This window comes from Sphingomonas sp. jy18 (assembly GCF_056931895.1).
On the sequence record NZ_JBXPBT010000001.1, the window covers coordinates 382,278 to 401,178 of the forward strand.

An 18,901-nucleotide genomic window follows, 5' to 3' on the forward strand; every position below is an offset into this window, starting at 1 on the left:
GGCGGGTGGCAGTTGGCCATCCGCTGTCTGTTCCGCCTTGCTATGCCGCAAGTCACGGCAAGGTCAAGCAAGCTTGGCTTTGTATCGGCTAAATGGCGCCTTCTTCCAGCCCCATGTCGGCGAGACAGGCGGCTGCTTCCTGCGGCGGTCCGCGCCGGGTCGGCAGGGCGACGATCCGCAGCACGCGCACGCGCGGCGGCCCGGGCTGCACCAGCAAAGAGCCCTCGCGCACCAGCACGCTCGAACGTTCGACGCGCCGCCCATCCAGCCGGACATGCCCCGATTCCGCCATCGCCTGGGCGGCACTGCGGCTGCGGGCGAGCCGCAGATACCAGAGCGCCTTGTCGATGCGGAGCGTGGCGTCCAACTGGGCTTTCTCCCCTATTTGTCCTTGCCGAACAGATCGGCGAGGCTGCCGAAAGGATTGTTGATGGGGCGTGCGGACTGGCCGCCGGCGCTGCCCCCGTCGCGCCCGCCGTCCCGCCCGACGCGCCGGCCCTTGCCGTCACCATCGCCCCGACGCCGCTCGTCGCGCTGCTTTCCGGCATTCTTGGCCTGATAGCGATTGCCCGGACGAGCGCCTTCAGGCCGCGGCTGATCGGGCGCTGCCGCCGCCGGCTTGCGAAACGCGGGCTTGCCGGGCGCACCGTCGCGACCCTGACCGGCGCGCGGCGGACCACGGCGGCCCTGCGGCTGGCGCGGGCCCTTGTCCCTGCCCCGCCAGGTCCACCACAGGCCGGCCTCTTCCTCGATGGTCACGTCGCGTGGCGGGGTGACCGTGCGGAAACCGAGCATGCGGTACAGCTTCATCCGGTCGGCCAGCGGCAGGCCGATCGAGCGGGCCAGTTCGGGGTCGATGCGGAAGGCGCCTTCCGGTGCCGGTGCCTCGGGGGTGGCCGCTTGGGGTGCGGCGGGTTCGGGCGCTTCGGCTTCGGTTGCGGCTGCTTCGGGTGCAGCTGCTTTGGGAGCAGGCGATTCAGCCGCAGGCGTTGCCGCCGCAGGTGCTTCGGTGGCGGGCGCTTCCGCAGTAGCAGGCGGCGCTTCGGCCTCGCCAGCGGGAGCGGCGGGTTCCACTGCGGCGGCGGGCGACGCAGCGGCTGCGCCAGCACGTGACCGCTTGGAGCGCGGCGCCGGCTGGGCGGTGGCACGGCGCACCCCGTGCAGATGCAGGGCGACGCGTTCGGCGAGATCGACCCGCAGCCAGAAATCGCCGACCCTGCGGAAACCGATGGTCACCGGCGGCTCGTCCCCGGTCGCCGCGATCAGGTTGATGCCCGGTTGCGGCAGCGGTGGCACCGACGCGCCACGCCAGGCGCCGTCGAGCGCGGCAATCCAGCGCAATGCCCCCGGCTTGAGAAGCAGCCCATGATAGACGTCGAGCGAGCCGACCTTGATGCCGAGCGCGCGCAGTTCGTCCCGCTGGGCGGGGTCCATGCCAGCCAGCGAGCTGTCGACATCGTTGCGCGCGATGCAGCCATAATGTTCGGCAAGCCCCGCCAGCACCGCGCGGATCGCCGGTGTCGCCTCGGGATCGCGGGCGCGGGCGGCGATGGCCAGCAGCGGGCGGATATGTTCGGCCGCGCGCGAATCGATCCACGATTTGAGCCGGGCGATGACCGCGGCGACGATGGCCGGATCGAGCGCGGCAATCGCGGGATCGAGCCCGATGCGCGGCGCCAGGCGGGTGCGGCCGCGTTCGAGCGCGCCGATCTTGCGTCCCTGCCAGTGCAGCTCGGGCGGGCCATCGCCTTCCACCTGCAACGTCAGTTCCGCATCGGCGGCACCGGCGAGCGCGCTGGCGCGCCCGGCCAGCTCTACCGCCAGATGCCGTTCGGCGGCCGCGAGCAGCATCTTGCGATCGCTGGCGCGCGCCGCCGGATCGACCCGGAAAGCGAAGCCTTCGAGATGGCCGATCACTTCGCCATCGACGCGCACCGCGCCATCTGCGTCGACTTGCACGGGCAGGCTGCCTGCGCCCTGCCCGAGGCTGCGCAGCAGCACGGTGGTGCGGCGGTCGACGAAGCGGGCGGTCAGCGCATTGTGCAGCGCGTCGGACAGGCGGGTCTCGACCGCGCGCGCGGCCTCCGCCATCGCCTCGGGCTCGGCCAGCCAGTCCGGACGGTGGGCGATGTAGCACCAGGTCCGCACCTTGGCGATGCGATCCCCGATCGCCTCGACCGTGCCTTCGGGCTTGTCGAGCTCGGCGAGCTGGCGGGCGAACCAGTCGTCATCGATATGGCCGTTGCCCTGGCCAAGATCGCGCCACAGCCGCGCGACCAGGCGGCCGTGCGCCTCCGGCCCCGCCTTGGTGAAATCGGGCAGCGATGCCGCCGACCACAGGCGACGGACGCTGTCCCTGCCCGCCACCAGCGCCATCGCCTCGGCGTCGCCTTCCAGCCGGCGCAGCACGGCAAGGTCGGTCGATTCCGGTGCGGCGCGCAGCATCGCATCGGGCGGAGGCGCTTCGAGCGCGGCGATCAGCGCGGCGACGCTATCCATCGCCGGATCGGGGTTGCGCCAATAGAGCCAGTCGAGCGGCGGGAAGCGATGTTCGGTGATCGCTTCGACCTCCTCGTCGGTGAAAGCGGCTTCGCTGCCGATCGAGCCGAAGGTGCCGTCGCGCTGATGACGGCCGGCGCGGCCGGCGATCTGCGCCATCTCGGCCACGGTCAGGCGGCGCTGGCGGGTGCCGTCGAACTTGGAGAGGCTGGCGAAGGCGACATGCGCGACATCGAGGTTGAGGCCCATGCCGACGGCATCGGTGGCCACCAGATAATCGACCTCACCGGCCTGGAACATCGCCACCTGGGCGTTGCGGGTGCGCGGGGACAGTGCCCCCATCACCACCGCCGCGCCGCCGGAGAAACGGCGCAGCGCCTCTGCGATCGCATAGACTTCCTCGGCCGAGAAGGCGACGATCACCGAGCGCGGGGGCAGTCGCGACAGTTTCTTCGGCCCGGCATAGGACAGGGTGGAAAAGCGCGGGCGGCCGATGATGTCCGCCGTCGGCAGCAGGTGACGGACGACCGGGGTCAGCGCCGCGCTGCCCAGGATCATGGTTTCTTCGCGGCCGCGCGCGTGCAGCAGGCGCGAGGTGAAGACATGGCCGCGTTCACGGTCCTGCCCGATCTGCGCCTCGTCGAGCGCGACGAAAGCGACATCGCGCGGCCCTTCCGCGCCCTTGCTGTCGCGGACTTGGGCGCCGAGCGGCATCGCTTCGGCGGTGCAGAGCAAATAGCGGGCGGATTCGGGCCAGATGCGCTCTTCCCCGGTGACCAGCGCCACCGATTGCGCGCCGCGCGCGGCGACCACCCGATCATAGACTTCGCGGGCCAGAAGCCGCAGCGGAAAGCCCATCATCCCGCTGGAATGGCCGAGCATGCGCTCGACCGCGAGATGCGTCTTGCCGGTGTTGGTGGGACCAAGGACTGCCGAAAGCGGCGAACGGGTGAAGTGCGACATTATGCTCACTCCCTTGCCGCTGGCTGAACCGCGGGCAAGCCTTTTCCTCGTCCGCGATGGGACAGACGCGATGAACGGTTCGCCGCAAGCAGGCCACAGTTTGCAGCGGTTCGTCGCGAAAACCGAAGCGATGGTCGCCACAAATCGAGCCGGGCCCGCGACTTAAATTGACATTAACCAGTGCCTGCCTAGGACCATGACCGAAAATCCGGCGTTGCGCCTCGGCACATCCTCATCCGTGCCGCGCCGCAGCGCCTGGGGGGGCCGCTGGTGTTTCGTACCGCAAAGACCGATCTGCCGCGCGACCGGACCGAAGCCGGGGTGGCGGCGCTGTCGCTGGCGCACGCATTGCCCCCGGTTCCCGAAGCTGCGCCATCGCATGGCTGGTCCGACCGGCTGGCCGCCCTCGCCGATGTCGACTGGGCACCGGATCTTGCCCGCGACATCGGATCGCGCACCTGGTGGCGCGGGGTCGGCACGCTGGCGCTGCTGTGCGGCACCGCCTTTGCATTGTGGCCCGGCATCCGCCCGGTCGAGGCGATGGCCGCGCCATTCAACGAAGGCGACCAGCAGTATGTCCGCGCGCAGGCGATCACGCCGCTGGCGTGGGGGGCCGACACCGGCCGCCGCATGGCGCCCACCGATGCCGTCCAGCCGCTCGCCTTCGCCCCCGAGCGACCGCGCGTCGAGCTGACCGCGACGCTGGGCCAGGGCGACAGTTTCGCGCGGCTGCTCGAACGCTCCGGCGTCGGTGGCGGGGAAGCGGCACGCGTCGCGGCAATGGTTGGCGATGCAGTGCCGCTGAGCAGCATCCCGGCCGGCACCAAGCTCGACATCGTGCTGGGTCGCCGCGCCAAACGCACCGATCCGCGCCCGCTGGAGAGCCTGGCATTCCGCGCCGCGCTCGATCTCAAGCTGGAAATCGCCCGGGCCGGCGACGGCCTGTCGATGGACCGGATCCGCATCGCCATCGACGACACGCCGCTGCGTGTCCGCGGGCGGGTGGGCGGCAACGGCCTGTATCGCGCCGCGCGCGCCGCGGGCGCCCCGGCCAGCGCCGTCCAGAGCTACCTCAGGACCATCGCCGGGCAGATGCCGGTGCGCGAGCTGCGCGCCACCGACGAATTCGACATCATCGTCGCCCATCGCCGTGCCGAGACCGGCGAGACCGAGGTCGGCGACCTGATCTATGCCGCGCTCTATCGCGATGGTCGGCCGCGCCTGCGCATGCTGCCCTGGACCATCGACGGCCAACGGCAATGGTATGAGGCATCGGGCGTCGGCCAGCAGCGCAGTCGCCTGGCCTGGCCAGCCAATGGCCGGTTGAGTTCGGGCTTCGGCATGCGCGTCCATCCGATCCTTGGCTATCGCCGGATGCACTGGGGCGTGGACATCGCCGCGCCGCACGGATCGCCGATCTATGCGGCGATGGACGGCACGGTGGAATTCGCCGGCTGGCGCGGCGGCGGCGGCCGCACCGTCAAGCTGTCGCACGGCGGCAATCTGGGCACCGGCTACCTCCACATGAGCCGCATCGCCGTGTCCCCCGGCCAGCGCGTGCGGCAGGGACAGATCGTCGGCTATGTCGGATCGACCGGCCTGTCGACCGGCCCGCACCTCCATTACGAGGTCTATCGCAACGGCACTGCGGTCAATCCCGCGTCGGTCAGCTTTGCCTCGCGCGCGGTGCTCGAAGGTAGAGAGCTCGCCGCCTTCCGCGCGCGCCTGGCCGAGATGGACCGGGTACCGGTCGGTGCGGCGCTTGCCGCCCCGGTGCGCAGCGGACCCGGGCGTTGAACAAGGCTGTAGCCGCACGCATCGCCGGCCGACGCTTGCCGCGACGCCGCGCATGGGCAATAGCGACAGCGTAATGAGCGCTTATCCTTCCACCCGCCTGCGCCGCACCCGGATGACCGGGTGGAGCCGCGACCTGTTCCGCGAGCATCGGGTGACCCCGGCCGACCTGATCTGGCCGCTGTTCGTCACCTCCGGCGACGAGGCGCAGCCCATCCCCACGCTGCCAGGCGTCAGCCGCTGGCCGGTGGCCGCAATTGTCGAGCGCGCGCGCGAAGCGGTGGCGCTTGGCATCCCGGCGGTGGCGCTGTTCCCCAACACACCGCCCGAGCTGCGCAGCGACAATGGTGCCGAGGGGCTCAATCCCGGCAACCTCGCCTGCACCGCGATCGCCGCGATCAAGGATGCGCTGGGCGACCGGATCGGCGTGATCGCCGACGTCGCGCTCGACCCCTATACCAGCCACGGGCAGGACGGGCTGGTCGATGCACACAACATCGTGCTGAACGATCCGACCGTCGAGGTGCTGGCGCAGCAGGCGCTGGTCTTGGCGCGCGCCGGCGCCGACATCGTCGCGCCGTCGGACATGATGGATGGCCGCATTGCCGCGATCCGTGCCGCGCTGGAAAGTGATGGCCGCAGCGATGTGCAGATCATGAGCTATGCCGCAAAATATGCGAGCGCCTTCTATGGCCCGTTCCGCGATGCGGTCGGCTCGCGCGGTCTGCTGAAGGGCGACAAGCGCAGCTACCAGATGGACCCGGCCAATGCCGAGGAAGCGTTGCGCGAGGTGGAGCAGGATCTGGCCGAAGGCGCGGACAGCGTCATCGTCAAGCCGGGCATGCCCTATCTCGACATCGTGCGCAGCGTGAAGGACGCGTTCGGCGTGCCGGTGTTCGCCTATCAGGTGTCCGGCGAATATGCGATGATCGAGGCGGCCGCAGCCGCCGGCATGGGCGATCGCGACGCGCTGGTGCTGGAAACATTGACCAGCTTCAAGCGCGCCGGATGCACCGGCGTATGGACCTATCATGCGGCCCACGCCGCACGCCTCATCAATGGCTGAGACCATCGTCGAGACCCAGCGGCTGACCCTGCGCACGTGGGACGAGGGCGACATCGCCCCGTTCATGGCGCACCTCAACACGCCTGCGGTGATGCGCTGGCTGGGCGGCGTGGGGGACGAAGCGCTGTACCGCCGCATCTACGAGCGGATGACCGCCTGCCAGGCGGCGCATGGCTATTGCTTCTGGATCGTCGAGCGGCGCGAAGACCGCGCCTTGTTGGGCTTCTGCGGGCTGTTTCGCTGCGAACGGCCGGGCACGCCGGTCGACGGCATGACCGAGATCGGCTGGCGGCTGCGCGAGGACGCGTGGGGCCATGGCTACGCCCGCGAGGCAGCGGAGGCCAGCCTGACACAGGGTTTCGGTGCGCTCGGCCTGGACCGCATCGTCGCCTTCACAGTGCGCGGCAATGCCGCCTCATGGGGCCTGATGCAGAAGCTGGGCATGACTCGCGCCGCGTCGCTCGACCACCGTATCGAAGGCTATGCGCCCGAACTTTCCGACCATATCGTCTACAAGATCGACCAAGAGGACTGGACCCAATGACAGCGACAACCGCCGACAGCACTGCGACCGCCGGGGGGGCGGCACCGCGCTGGCTGTTCACCCTGACCATATTGGTCGGGTCCTTCCTTCTGTTCCTGGTGCAGCCGATGGTGGCGCGCATGGCGCTGCCCAAGCTTGGCGGGGCACCGGCGGTGTGGAACAGCGCAATGCTGGTCTATCAGGCGCTGCTGCTGGGCGGTTATGCCTGGGCGCACTGGCTGGGCCGTTTCAGCCAGCAACGGCAGTTGATCCTGCACGGCGGCCTGCTGGTCGTCGCCATGTTGTTCCTGCCGGTCGGCCTGGCCAGCCTGACGCCGCCTTCCGACGACCAGGTGTTCCTGTTCGTGCCGCTGCTGCTGCTGGCCTCGATCGGGCCGCTGCTGTTCGCGGTGTCGGCGCAGGCACCGCTGATGCAGCGCTGGTTTTCGGTCAGCGCGCCCGATGCCAACCCCTATGCGCTCTATGCGGCGTCGAACCTCGGCAGCTTCGGCGGCCTGATCGCCTATCCGCTGATCGTCGAGCCCAACCTCAACCTGTTCACCCAGAGCTGGGGGTGGAGCGCGCTGTATCTGGCGCTGGTGGCGCTGGTGTTCGCCTGCGGTGTCGCCTCGGTGCGCGCCAGCGGCGGCCGTGCGGCCGCTCCGGCTGCGGCACCGACCTCCGCACCGGTGCCGATGCGGCGGGTGCTGCTGTGGATCGCATTGTCGGCGGTGCCTTCGGGCCTGATGCTGTCGACCACCACCCACCTCACCACCGACATCATGGCGATGCCCCTGATGTGGGCCATCCCGCTCGGCCTCTATCTGCTGAGCTTCAGCATCGCCTTTGCCGACAATCGCCGGCTCGCCGACTTTTTCACGCTGCTGGCGCCGCCGATGGTGCTGTTGGCCGGGGGCCTGGCACTGATGAGCGGCGGCGGGGCCGGCGTGGCGATTGCCGCGAGCAGCCTGCTGATGCTGTTCACCGTCGCCATCTCGCTGCACGCGCGCCTCTATCGCCTGCGGCCGGAGGCGGACCGGTTGACCTTCTTCTACCTGATCATGGCGGTCGGCGGCGCACTGGGCGGGCTGTTCTGCGCGCTGATCGCCCCGCTGCTGTTCGACTGGGCCTATGAGCATCCGCTGCTGGTGATCGCCGCAGCGCTGCTGCTGCCCCTGCCGGCGCTGATCCCGATTGCCGACTGGCTGCGGCTCGACCGGCAATGGCAGCGCATCGTCAGCCTGTTCCTGCTGCTGCTCGCAGCGCTGATCAGCTGGTGGATGACCAAGAACTGGGCCGGCTTCCAGCTCGACAGGCCGATGCAGCTGGCGATTGCCGCGCTGGTGCTGATCGGCATCGTCGGCATCGGCTGGCGGCTGTCGTTCATCGGCACGCTGCTGGCGCTGATGATGGGCATCGGCGGGCTGCAGACGCTGCAGACCAGCCTGGATGGCGCACGTACGCGCAGCTATTTCGGCATCTACACGGTCCGCGAAAATCCGTTGCTCAACACCCGCACGCTGGCGCATGGCACGACCCTGCACGGCACCCAGTTGCAGACCCCCGGCCTCACGAAGACGCCGACCAGCTATTATGGCCCCAACAGCGGGGTCGGCCTCGCCTTCCAGCGCGCCGGGCAGCTCTACGGGGCGGATGCGTCGATTGGCGTGGTCGGCCTCGGCACCGGCACGCTCGCCTGCTACCGGGTGCCGGGCCAGCGCTGGACCATCTTCGAGATCGATCCGGCGATGGTGCATATCTCCCGCGATTCGGGCACTTTCCGCTTCGTGCCTGACTGCGCGCCCAATGTGCCGATCCTGATCGGTGATGCGCGCATCCGCCTGCAGGAAATACCTGCGGGCAGCCTCGACCTGCTGGCGGTCGACGCCTTCTCGTCGGACGCCATCCCGCTACACCTGCTGACCCGTGAGGCGTTCGACGTCTACGCCCGTGCCTTGCAGCCGGAAGGCATCGCGCTGGTGCATATCTCCAACCGCTATGTCGATCTCGAGCCGGTGTTGCGCGCCTTCGAACTGCAGGCAGGCTGGCACGCCATGGTGCGGGACGATGCGCCCGACGCCAATGACGAGCTGCTGGCGCGCACCGGGTCGATCTGGGTGGCAATGGCTCGCGACCAGTCGGCGCTCGACCGGCTGGCAGTAGCCACCGAAGCGGTGCCGAACGGCCGCGGCCAGTGGCGCCCGCTGAGCGACGCCAAGCAACCGCGCCTGTGGACCGACGATTATGCCTCGGTGCTGCCGCTACTCTCGTTGCCGGAATTCAGACAATGATCGATCGGCTCGATGTCACGCTGGTCACCATCGACGGCAAATCGCCGCAGATTGCCGACAGCGCCTTCATCGCACCGGGTTGCCGGCTGATCGGTGACGTGCACGTCGGAGAAGACGCCAGCATCTGGTACAATTGCGTGATCCGCGCCGATGTCGACCGCATCGTCATCGGCGCGCGCAGCAATATCCAGGACGGCAGCGTGGTCCACTGCGACGCCGGCGTACCGACGCTGATCGGCGAGGATGTGCTGATCGGCCACATGGCGATGGTGCATGGCTGCACCCTGCACGACCGGGCCTTCGTCGGCCTGGGCGCCATCGTCATGAACCAGTGCATCATCGAAGGCGACGCGATGCTGGCCGCGGGCGCGATGCTGACCGAGCGCAAACATATGCTGGCGGGCGAACTGTGGGGCGGCCGCCCGGCGGTGAAGATGCGCGATCTGCCGGAAAAAGCGATCATGGGCATGCGCATGGGCACCGCCCATTATGTCGAGAACGGCAAACGGCATCGCGCCGCGCTGGGCGGCTGAAGCGGCGGCCGGCTCAGGCCTCTGGCTTGGCCCGCACCAGCATGGCGATGCCGAACACCGCCTCGATCAGCGCAACGAGGAAGGCCGTGCTCAGCGGCAGAACGTCGCCGACGAAGATCCCCGCCAGCCCGGCGAGCGTGATCGCGGCGGCGAGCGCCCAGTAGGTGCGGTCGCCATACAGCGTCTTGAACGGGAAATAATGGGTGCCGACAGCGATGGCGGCAGCCGGAAAAACCAGTTCCGGCGCGTCGAGCCGCAGGAACAGCCACGCAACGAGCAGCCCGCCGATCATGGCAATGGTGCTTTCCAGCGCGATGCCGGTCAGCCCGTTGCTCGCCGCCTTGCCACGGCCCCGAAAGAAGATGGCAACGACCAGGCTGGACAGCGGAAAGATGAACATGCCGCCGATGAACAGGGCGGCAAAGCCGGTTGCGGTGCCGCTCCGCGGCTCGACAATGGCGGCCATCAGCCATACCGCTGCAGACACCAGCACGCCGGGCGCGCCGCCGACATAGCTGTGGCGGACCTGCCGCTGCGCCTCTTCGATCGTCATCATGCCCGTGCCCCCGCATAGACTGTGTTCTGGGAAGACACTGGACCGCCGAAGGGCCCGCTTCAATCCCTCAACGGCAAACCGCTATGGGTGGCCCCTTCCGCTGCAGTCTTGGGGGGAATGCTGCAGCGGAAGGGGCCGGGGGAGAGCCGGTCAGAAGCTGAAGCGGACGGTTAGGCGCGCGTTGGTCGGCGCGCCGGTCGAGATATTGTTGTCATTGTGGGCGACCGGGAAATAATCCTCGCCGAAGATGTTCTCGACATTGACCTGGGCATCGATGCCGTCGGCCAGCTCGACGAACAGCGCCGCGTCGACGCGGGTGTAGCCGGGCAAGCGGGTGGCGTTGCTGATCGAGGCGAAGCTCGACGACTGGTGATAGACGCCGAGGCCGAGGCCGATACGATCCGACACGTCATAGCGGTTCCACAGCGTCAGCTGGTCGCGCGGCACCTGCGCGACGCTGCGCCCGGCCGGCGCGGCACTGGTCGTGGCGGTGATGTCGGCATCGAGCCGCGCGTAGCCGAAACTCGCCTGCCAGCGGCGGGTGATCTGCCCGACCAGCGACAGTTCGACGCCCGAGGTGCGCTGCGCGCCGGTCAGCACCACCGTGCCCGCCACGGGCCCTGCGGCGCGGGTGTTGCTGCGGTCGAGCCGGAACACCGCGACGGTGGCGGTAAGTGAGGGCGCGATGTCCCACTTTGCCCCGACCTCGTAATTGTCGAACTTTTCCGGCTCCAGGCTGGCGAGGCTGGCGTCGAGCGACAGGAACTGGTCCCCCGACTGCGGCAGGTAGGAACGCGTCCAGCTGGCATAGAGCGAGGCATTGGGCATCGGCTTGACCACCAGCCCGACGCGCGGCGACCACAGATCGTCGGTACGGCTGACCGTCGCGCCGGTGAAGCGGTTGGTGACGGCAAGGTCGAAGCGGTCGTAGCGGACGCCCGCCACCAGATCGACCGCGTCGGACAGGCTGATCTGGTCCTGCACATAAGCGGACCATTGTTCGAGTTCGCTGCGCACCTGGCGGTTGCTGTTGCCCGCGGGGCCGGCGACAAAGAACACCGCCGGGATCGAGGCGGGATCGCGGAACAGGATGTCGGTGCGGCGCCCGGCGCTGGTCAGCACATTGGCGTTCCAGAAGCCGTTGATCCGTTGGTTGTCGGTATCCTGGCTGGTATATTCGCCGCCCACGAGCAGCACATGCTCGATCCCGCCGGTGGAGCCGCGCCATTCGCCGTTGATCTGGCCGATCAAGGTTTCGCGCTGGGTGGGGTCCGAATAGGCTTCAATGCCGATCACCTGGCTGCCGGCAAAGACCCCGCTGGTGGCGGTGCGCACCGCAGTTGCCGGGAAGATGTTGGTGTAGATCTTGTCGTAATGGCCATAGAGCGCCTGCGCGGTCAGCGTGAAGCTGTCGCTGAGCGCGGCGCGCCCGCGGAAGCTGACGACATGCGCTTCGAGATCGCTTTCATTGACATCGGCATCGCCGAAGAAGGCGTCCCGGAAACCGCGCACCGGCCCAGCCGGGGTGGCCAGCGTGCCGGGGAAGGCCGAGGGCACGCCGCGGTCGATGACCCGCTCGTCGCGCACATATTCATAGCCGAGCTGGACGCTGACCCGGTCGGACAGTTCGGCGCCGATCACCGGATTGATGGCATAGCGATCCCCGTCGAAGGCATCGCGGTGATTGTCGAGCCGTTCATAGAAGCCGTTGACGCGCAGCGCGGTGCCGGCCGCCAGCGGCGTGTTGATGTCGAAGCTGCCATAAGCCGAGCCGAAGCTGTCGACTGACAGCGCCCCGGCATAGAGGCTGGTATCGGCCAGCGGCCCCTTGGTGATGCGGTTGATCAGGCCGCCGCCGCCGCCGCGACCGAACACCATCGCGTTCGGCCCCTTGTGCACCTCGACCCGCTCGATGTTGTAGAAGCTGCGGAAATACTGGACGTCGTCGCGCAGGCCATCGACGAAAAAGTCGGCGGTGGAATTATTGCCGCGAATGGTGATCTGATCGCGGTGCCCCTCGCCCTGCCCGGCCGACAGCCCGGGCGTCAGGCGGACGAGATCGGCGACCGAGCGGATCTGCTGGTCGGCAATCTGCTCGGCGGTGACCACCGAAATCGCCTGCGGCACATCGAGAATGGGGGTTGCCGTCTTGGTGCCGCTGGTGGTTTCGATGGTACGATAGCCATCGTCGCGACCGATCACGATGATCGGCTCGCCCTGGTCCTCGAACGCGGCTTCGGTGGCATGCGCTGCCATCGGCGCGGCGAGCGCGGTGGCGAACAGAATCGCACGGGCAGACAGATGGTTGGCAACAGCAGACTTCGACATGGACATCCCCTTCCGAGGCCTGTCCGCTATTGCGAATGGAATGCAATTGCAACCTTTAATGCGAGTGCTTCGCAAAATTAATCGCCGATTACCCGCCCCTCGTCGACCGTCAGCAACTGGGCGCCAGCGGGCATGTCGGCGAACAGCGCCGCTTCCGTCCCCGTCATCCAGATCTGTCCACCGCCGTCGGCCAGCCGGGCGAACAGGGCCGCGCGGCGGGCGGGATCGAGATGCGCCGCCAGCTCGTCGAGCAGCAGGATCGGCCGCTGCCCCCGCGCGCGCGCGACAAGATCGCCATGGCCGAGCACCAGCGACAGCAGCAGCGCCTTCTGTTCACCGGTGGAACAGCGGGCAGCCGGCTGCTGCTTGGCGCGGTGGACAACCATCAGGTCGTGGCGGTGCGGCCCGGCCAGCGCCCGACCGGCACGCTGGTCGCTGCCGCGCGATCGCCGCAATTGCCCGGCCAGTATCGCCGCATCGGGCGCACCGACCGCCGCACCCTCGCCATCGATCAGTGTGATCGACGGCTTGGCGAACAGCGTTTCTTCGCTCGATTGCAGCTCCGCCGCCAGCGCCTGCACCAGACGCAGCCGGGCCGCCCCCAACGCCGCGCCATGCTCGCCCATCTGCGCTTCCAGTGCATCGAGCCAGGCCGGATCGGGCGCGTCTTCGCCTGCCAGCAACCGGTTGCGCTGCCGCATCGCCGCCTCGTAGCGGCTGGCATGGTGGCTGTGCGCCGGTTCGAGCGCCAATGTCATGCGATCGAGGAAACGGCGGCGCTCGCTGGCGCCTTCGACGAACAGCCGGTCCATCGCCGGGGTCAGCCACAGCAGCGCGCACCATTCGCTGAGCGAGAGTGCCGAAGCCTCGGCGCCATTGATCCTGAGCTTGCGCCGCGTCGGCGCGCGCGGATCGACCCCCGTGCCGATCTCCACCGGCGGCAGCGACGGATCGACCCCGGCCAGACTTGCCGCAACCGCGAACGCCGCAGCACCATCGCGCACCATCTCGGTCAAGGGGCTGCCGCGCAGTCCGCGCCCGGGGGACAACAGCGAAATGGCTTCGAGAATATTGGTCTTGCCCGCGCCATTGGCCCCGGCCAGCGCCACCAGCCCCGGCCCGGCGGTCACCAGCGTCTGCCGATGGTTGCGGAAATCGGTAAGGGCCAGGCGAGCAACATGCATCGGCCCTGTGTAGAAGGCGCGACGAGCCGGCGAAACCTCCTTCGTCACGGCGGCGCATACCCGGGAGGATGGCGTCTTTCCCTAGCGATCCTGTGCTGTGGAGGCGCCAAGTGCGAAATACCCCGCAATTGTTACCGACTGTCGGAAATTTTTCCCAACTATCGGTCATTCATGCTGGGGCAAGCTTCCTTTTCACCCCGTCTGGCAACAAGAACTGGCGGAAAACTGCAATTGGCACGGGCTATGCAAAGCTGTTGGCATCCACCGGATGGTCCGGTGAGAAACGCAAAACCAACCAAGGAGATACCCCATGAGCCGCTTCGATTTCAACGCCGTCAGCAGCTACGCCGCCGCCCTCGCCATCGCCGTCTGGTCGACCTCGATGATCTACGCCGCGACGCTGGTTCCCGCTGCTTCTGCTGCCGCTTCGTCGGTCGCCTGATGCACCTGCCCGCAACCCACTCAAAGTCAGGACATGCCATGAACCGTTCTTTCGCCCTCGACCGCAGCAACAGCAAGCTGCTCGGCGTCTGCTCCGGCATCGCCAACAGCTTCAACGTCGATGCCCTGCTGGTCCGCCTCGGCTTCGTCATCACGGTGCTGATGGGCTTCGGACTGCCGATCCTGCTCTACTTCGCCATTGCGCTGCTGGCCGACTGAGCATGACCGCCCAGCACCAGCCTCCCTTCCGGGAGTGCGATGGACCAAAGGAACGCGGCCCGCCCGGCAAGACCCGCGCCGCATCAACGAAAAAGCCCCGCCAGGTCAGATGACCGGCGGGGCTTTTCATATGTGCCGCAACGCGGCCCAGGGGCAGGACCCCAGCCTTACTCTTCGTCGCCGCGATCGATCACCGCGACATCGTCGGTGGTGAAATCTTCACCCACAACCTTGCCGAGCGGATCGTCGCCGATGGCGGCTTCCGGGCCCTGGGCCAGCTCCGCCGCATGCTCTTCGGCCGCGGTCTGCGGGGCGATGAGATGCGCTTCGTTGGACGCGCGCATCGAAGCACGCAGCGCGGCGTCACGGCTGGTGGCCGTCACGCGGATGCGGTTCATCGCCGCACCGGTACCGGCGGGGATGAGGCGGCCGACGATGACATTCTCCTTGAGGCCGTTCAGCGTATCCACCTTGCCCTGCACCGAAGCCTCGGTGAGCACGCGGGTGGTTTCCTGGAACGACGCCGCAGAGATGAAGCTGCGGGTCTGCAGGCTCGCCTTGGTGATGCCGAGCAGCACCGGCTTGCCTTCCGCGGGACGCTGACCCTTGAGCAGCTTGGCGTTGAGCTCGTCCATCTCCTCGCGGTCGACCTGTTCGCCCGGCAGCAGGGTGGTGTCGCCACCGGCGGTGATCTCGACCTTCTGCAGCATCTGGCGAACGATCACCTCGATGTGCTTGTCGTTGATCTTCACGCCCTGCAAGCGATACACTTCCTGGATTTCCGAGACGAGATAGGCCGCAAGCGCCTCGATCCCCAGCACTTCGAGGATGTCGTGCGGATCGGGCGAGCCCGAGACGATGGTATCGCCCTTCTTGACGAAGTCGCCTTCCTGCACCTCGATCGCCTTGGACTTGGGCAGCAGATACTCGACCGCATCGCCTTCCTCGGGAACAATGGCGAACTTGCGCTTCGCCTTGTAATCCTTGAGGAATTCGACCTTGCCGCTGATCTTGGCGATGATCGCATTGTCCTTGGGCTTGCGCGCCTCGAACAGTTCGGCGACGCGCGGCAGACCACCGGTGATGTCGCGGGTCTTGGCGGCTTCACGGCTGACACGCGCCAGCACGTCGCCCGCCGCCACCGTCTGGCCGTCTTCCACCGAGATGGTGGTGCCCGGCGCCAGCAGGTAGCGCGCGGCCTCACCCGACGCATCGTCGAGCAGGGTCAGGCGCGGCTGCAGGTCTTCCTTCTTGCCACGGCTGGTCGAGCGATATTCGATGACCACGCGCTGCGCGATACCGGTCGCTTCGTCGACCACTTCGGTCAGCGTTTTGCCGTCAACGAGGTCCTGGAAGCGGACGACGCCGGGCTGTTCGGTGATGACCGGGCTGGTGAACGGATCCCATTCGGCCAGCCGCTCGCCCTGTGCCACCTTGGCGCCATCGGCGACAAGGATGTTGGCACCATAGTTGAGCTTGTGGGTCGCGATCTCGCGGCCTTCGGCATCGGTCAGCACCAGCTCGCCCGAGCGGGCGAGGCTGAGGCGGCGACCGCGCGAGTCGGTGATGGTCGGCATGTCGCGATAGCTGACGGTGGCGTCCGCCTGCGCTTCGACATGCGACTGTTCGTTGAGCTGCGCCGCGCCGCCGATGTGGAAGGTCCGCATCGTCAGCTGGGTGCCGGGCTCACCGATCGACTGGGCGGCGATGACGCCGACCGCTTCACCGATGTTGACCGGGGTACCGCGGGCCAGATCGCGCCCGTAGCACTTGCCGCACACGCCGGTCTTCGATTCGCACACCAGCGGCGAGCGGATGAAGGCGGTCTGGAAGCCGAGCGCTTCGATGGTGACGATGTGCGCCTCATCGAGCAGCGTGCCGGCCGCGACCACGACCGAACCGGTCTTGGCATCGACCAGATCCTCACCCAGCGTACGGCCGAGGATACGCTCGCCGAGCGAGGCGATGGTCGAACCGCCCTGCACGATCGAGCGCATTTCGAGCAGACGCTCGGTGCCGCAATCTTCCTCGACGATGGTGCAATCCTGCGACACATCGACCAGGCGGCGGGTCAGATAACCCGAGTTCGCGGTCTTCAATGCGGTGTCCGCGAGGCCCTTGCGGGCGCCGTGGGTCGAGTTGAAGTATTCAAGGACGGTGAGGCCTTCCTTGAAGTTCGAGATGATCGGGGTCTCGATGATCTCGCCCGAAGGCTTGGCCATCAGGCCGCGCATGCCGGCGAGCTGCTTCATCTGGGTCTGCGAGCCACGCGCACCGGAGTGCGCCATCATGTACACCGAGTTGATCGGCGCCAGGCGGCCATCGTCGCCCTTCGGCGTCGCGCGGATTTCGTCCATCATGGCGTTGGCGACCTGGTCGCCGCAACGGCTCCAGGCGTCGATCACCTTGTTGTACTTTTCCTGCTGGGTGATCAGGCCGTCCTGATACTGCTGCTCATAGTCCTTCACGAGCGCCTTGGTCTCGTCGACCATGCTCTCCTTGGCCGCGGGGATGATCATGTCATCCTTGCCGAAGGAAATGCCGGCCTTGAACGCGTGGCGGAAGCCGAGCGCCATGATGGCGTCGGCGAACAGCACCGTCTCCTTCTGGCCGGTATGGCGATAGACCTGGTCGATGACGTCGCCGATTTCCTTCTTCGTCAGGAGGCGGTTGACGACATCGAACGGTACGGTGTGCGACTTGGGCAGGCATTCGCCGATCAGCATGCGGCCCGGCGTGGTCTCGAACCGCTTGAGATACTGGTTGCCGGCCTCGTCGGTCTGCGGGACGCGCGCGGTGATCTTGCTGTGCAGCGTCACCGAGCCGGTGTTCAGCGCATGATGCACTTCGGCCATGTCGGCGAGCAGCATGCCCTCGCCCGGCTCACCCTCGCGCTCGAGGCTGAGATAGTAGAGGCCCAGCACCATGTCCTGCGACGGCACGATGATCGGCTTGCCGTTGGCTGGGCTGAGGATGTTGTTGGTCGACATCATCAGCACGCGTGCTTCCAGCTGCGCCTCGAGGCTCAGCGGCACGTGGACGGCCATCTGGTCACCGTCGAAGTCGGCGTTGAATGCCGAGCAGACCAGCGGGTGCAGCTGGATCGCCTTGCCTTCGATCAGCACCGGCTCGAACGCCTGGATGCCCAGACGGTGCAGCGTCGGCGCGCGGTTGAGCAGCACGGGGTGCTCGCGGATCACCTCGTCGAGGATGTCCCACACCTCGCGGCGTTCCTTTTCGACCCACTTCTTGGCCTGCTTGAGGGTCATCGACAGACCCTTGGCGTCGAGGCGGGCGTAAATGAACGGCTTGAACAGCTCGAGCGCCATCTTCTTGGGCAGGCCGCACTGGTGCAGCTTGAGTTCGGGGCCGGTAACGATGACCGAACGGCCCGAATAGTCGACGCGCTTGCCGAGCAGGTTCTGACGGAACCGGCCCTGCTTGCCCTTGAGCATGTCGGACAGCGACTTCAGCGGGCGCTTGTTGGCGCCGGTGATGACGCGGCCGCGACGGCCGTTGTCGAACAGCGCGTCGACCGCTTCCTGCAGCATGCGCTTTTCGTTGCGGACGATGATGTCGGGCGCGCGCAGTTCCATCAGCCGCTTCAAACGGTTGTTGCGGTTGATGACGCGCCGGTAGAGGTCGTTGAGATCGGACGTCGCAAAGCGGCCGCCGTCGAGCGGCACCAGCGGGCGCAGTTCGGGCGGGATGACCGGAACGACGGTCAGGATCATCCATTCGGGGCGGTTCCCTGAATCGATGAAGCTTTCGACGACCTTCAGCCGCTTGATGATCTTCTTGGGCTTGAGCTCAGACTTGGTGGTCGCCAGCTCTTCGAGCAGCGCCTCGCGCTCGCCTTCGAGATCGAGGTTCTCGAGCAGCACGCGGATCGCCTCGGCGCCGATGCCGGCGCTGAACGCGTCTTCGCCATATTCATCCTGCGCGTCGAGCAGCTCGTCTTCGGTCAGCAGCTGGAACTTCTCCAGCGGCGTCAGGCCGGGTTCGAGGACGATATACTGCTCGAAATAGAGCACGCGCTCGAGCTGCTTGAGCTGCATGTCGAGCAGCAGGCCGATGCGGCTCGGCAGCGACTTCAGGAACCAGATGTGCGCAACCGGCGCGGCGAGCTCGATATGGCCCATGCGCTCGCGGCGCACCTTGGTGACCGTGACTTCGACACCGCATTTTTCGCAGACGATGCCCTTGTACTTCATGCGCTTGTACTTGCCGCACAGGCACTCGTAATCCTTGATCGGACCGAAGATGCGCGCGCAGAACAGGCCGTCACGTTCGGGCTTGAAGGTGCGGTAGTTGATCGTCTCGGGCTTCTTGATCTCGCCGAACGACCAGCTGCGGATACGGTCCGGGCTGGCGATGCCGATCTTGATCTGGTCGAACGTCTCGGGCTTGGCGACCGGGTTCATGAAGTTGGTGAGCTGGTTCATATCTTGGCTCCAGTTCCCCTCCCGCTGGCGGGAGGGGTTAGGGGAGGGAATGTCGAGCT

Annotated in this window: 13 protein-coding genes; 7 read left to right on the forward strand and 6 right to left on the reverse strand. The window is 67.4% G+C overall.

What is annotated here, in order from left to right; all coding sequences use genetic code 11:
* Positions 1-88 precede the first annotated feature (88 nt).
* Together AC0QC4_RS01895 and AC0QC4_RS01900 are read right to left on the reverse strand one after the other, a co-directional pair.
* Positions 89-367, reverse strand: a complete 279-nt coding sequence (locus AC0QC4_RS01895) for a S4 domain-containing protein (RefSeq protein ID WP_483658021.1) — start codon at positions 365-367, stop codon at positions 89-91.
* 14 nt (positions 368-381) lie between these two features.
* Entirely contained in the window at positions 382-3,462 is a 3,081-nt protein-coding gene (locus AC0QC4_RS01900; RefSeq protein ID WP_483658022.1) for a helicase-related protein, read from the reverse strand.
* Positions 3,463-3,732: 270 nt separating this feature from the next.
* On the opposite strand from AC0QC4_RS01900, the gene AC0QC4_RS01905 reads away from it, so the two are divergent.
* From AC0QC4_RS01905 to AC0QC4_RS01925, 5 genes are all read left to right on the forward strand, one after another.
* On the forward strand, positions 3,733-5,259 hold the full coding sequence (locus tag AC0QC4_RS01905; protein WP_483658023.1) for a peptidoglycan DD-metalloendopeptidase family protein: 1,527 nt from the start codon (positions 3,733-3,735) through the stop codon (positions 5,257-5,259).
* Positions 5,260-5,332: 73 nt separating this feature from the next.
* Complete coding sequence (gene hemB, locus AC0QC4_RS01910) at positions 5,333-6,322, forward strand: porphobilinogen synthase (RefSeq protein WP_483658024.1); 990 nt, start codon at positions 5,333-5,335, stop codon at positions 6,320-6,322.
* Positions 6,315-6,866 (forward strand): GNAT family N-acetyltransferase, encoded by a 552-nt coding sequence (locus AC0QC4_RS01915; RefSeq protein ID WP_483658025.1) that lies wholly within the window; start codon positions 6,315-6,317, stop codon positions 6,864-6,866. The genes hemB and AC0QC4_RS01915 overlap by 8 nt, the downstream gene beginning before the upstream one ends.
* Positions 6,863-9,136: a spermidine synthase gene (locus AC0QC4_RS01920; RefSeq protein ID WP_483658026.1), complete on the forward strand. Its 2,274-nt coding sequence runs from the start codon at positions 6,863-6,865 to the stop codon at positions 9,134-9,136. The genes AC0QC4_RS01915 and AC0QC4_RS01920 overlap by 4 nt, the downstream gene beginning before the upstream one ends.
* On the forward strand, positions 9,133-9,669 hold the full coding sequence (locus tag AC0QC4_RS01925) for a gamma carbonic anhydrase family protein (protein WP_483658027.1): 537 nt from the start codon (positions 9,133-9,135) through the stop codon (positions 9,667-9,669). The genes AC0QC4_RS01920 and AC0QC4_RS01925 overlap by 4 nt, the downstream gene beginning before the upstream one ends.
* A gap of 13 nt (positions 9,670-9,682) precedes the next feature.
* Here the strand turns inward: AC0QC4_RS01925 and AC0QC4_RS01930 are convergent, their stop codons facing one another.
* The 3 genes from AC0QC4_RS01930 to recF form a co-directional block, all read right to left on the reverse strand.
* Positions 9,683-10,225, reverse strand: coding sequence for a DUF7010 family protein (locus tag AC0QC4_RS01930; protein ID WP_483658028.1), 543 nt, complete (start codon positions 10,223-10,225; stop codon positions 9,683-9,685).
* A 150-nt stretch (positions 10,226-10,375) separates the two neighbouring features.
* On the reverse strand, positions 10,376-12,553 hold the full coding sequence (locus tag AC0QC4_RS01935; protein WP_483658029.1) for a TonB-dependent receptor: 2,178 nt from the start codon (positions 12,551-12,553) through the stop codon (positions 10,376-10,378).
* A gap of 77 nt (positions 12,554-12,630) precedes the next feature.
* A complete protein-coding gene (gene recF, locus AC0QC4_RS01940) occupies positions 12,631-13,737 on the reverse strand; it encodes a DNA replication/repair protein RecF (protein WP_483658030.1) in 1,107 nt (368 codons plus the stop codon).
* Positions 13,738-14,047: 310 nt separating this feature from the next.
* On the opposite strand from recF, the gene AC0QC4_RS01945 reads away from it, so the two are divergent.
* Both AC0QC4_RS01945 and AC0QC4_RS01950 read left to right on the forward strand, forming a co-directional pair.
* The gene (locus AC0QC4_RS01945; RefSeq protein ID WP_483658031.1) at positions 14,048-14,179 is read left to right on the forward strand and encodes a hypothetical protein; all 132 of its coding nucleotides are present in this window, start codon (positions 14,048-14,050) and stop codon (positions 14,177-14,179) included.
* A 38-nt stretch (positions 14,180-14,217) separates the two neighbouring features.
* Positions 14,218-14,397 (forward strand): PspC domain-containing protein, encoded by a 180-nt coding sequence (locus AC0QC4_RS01950; protein WP_483658032.1) that lies wholly within the window; start codon positions 14,218-14,220, stop codon positions 14,395-14,397.
* A gap of 167 nt (positions 14,398-14,564) precedes the next feature.
* On the opposite strand, the gene rpoC is transcribed toward AC0QC4_RS01950, so the two are convergent.
* Entirely contained in the window at positions 14,565-18,842 is a 4,278-nt protein-coding gene (gene rpoC, locus AC0QC4_RS01955) for a DNA-directed RNA polymerase subunit beta' (protein WP_483658033.1), read from the reverse strand.
* Positions 18,843-18,901 lie beyond the last annotated feature (59 nt).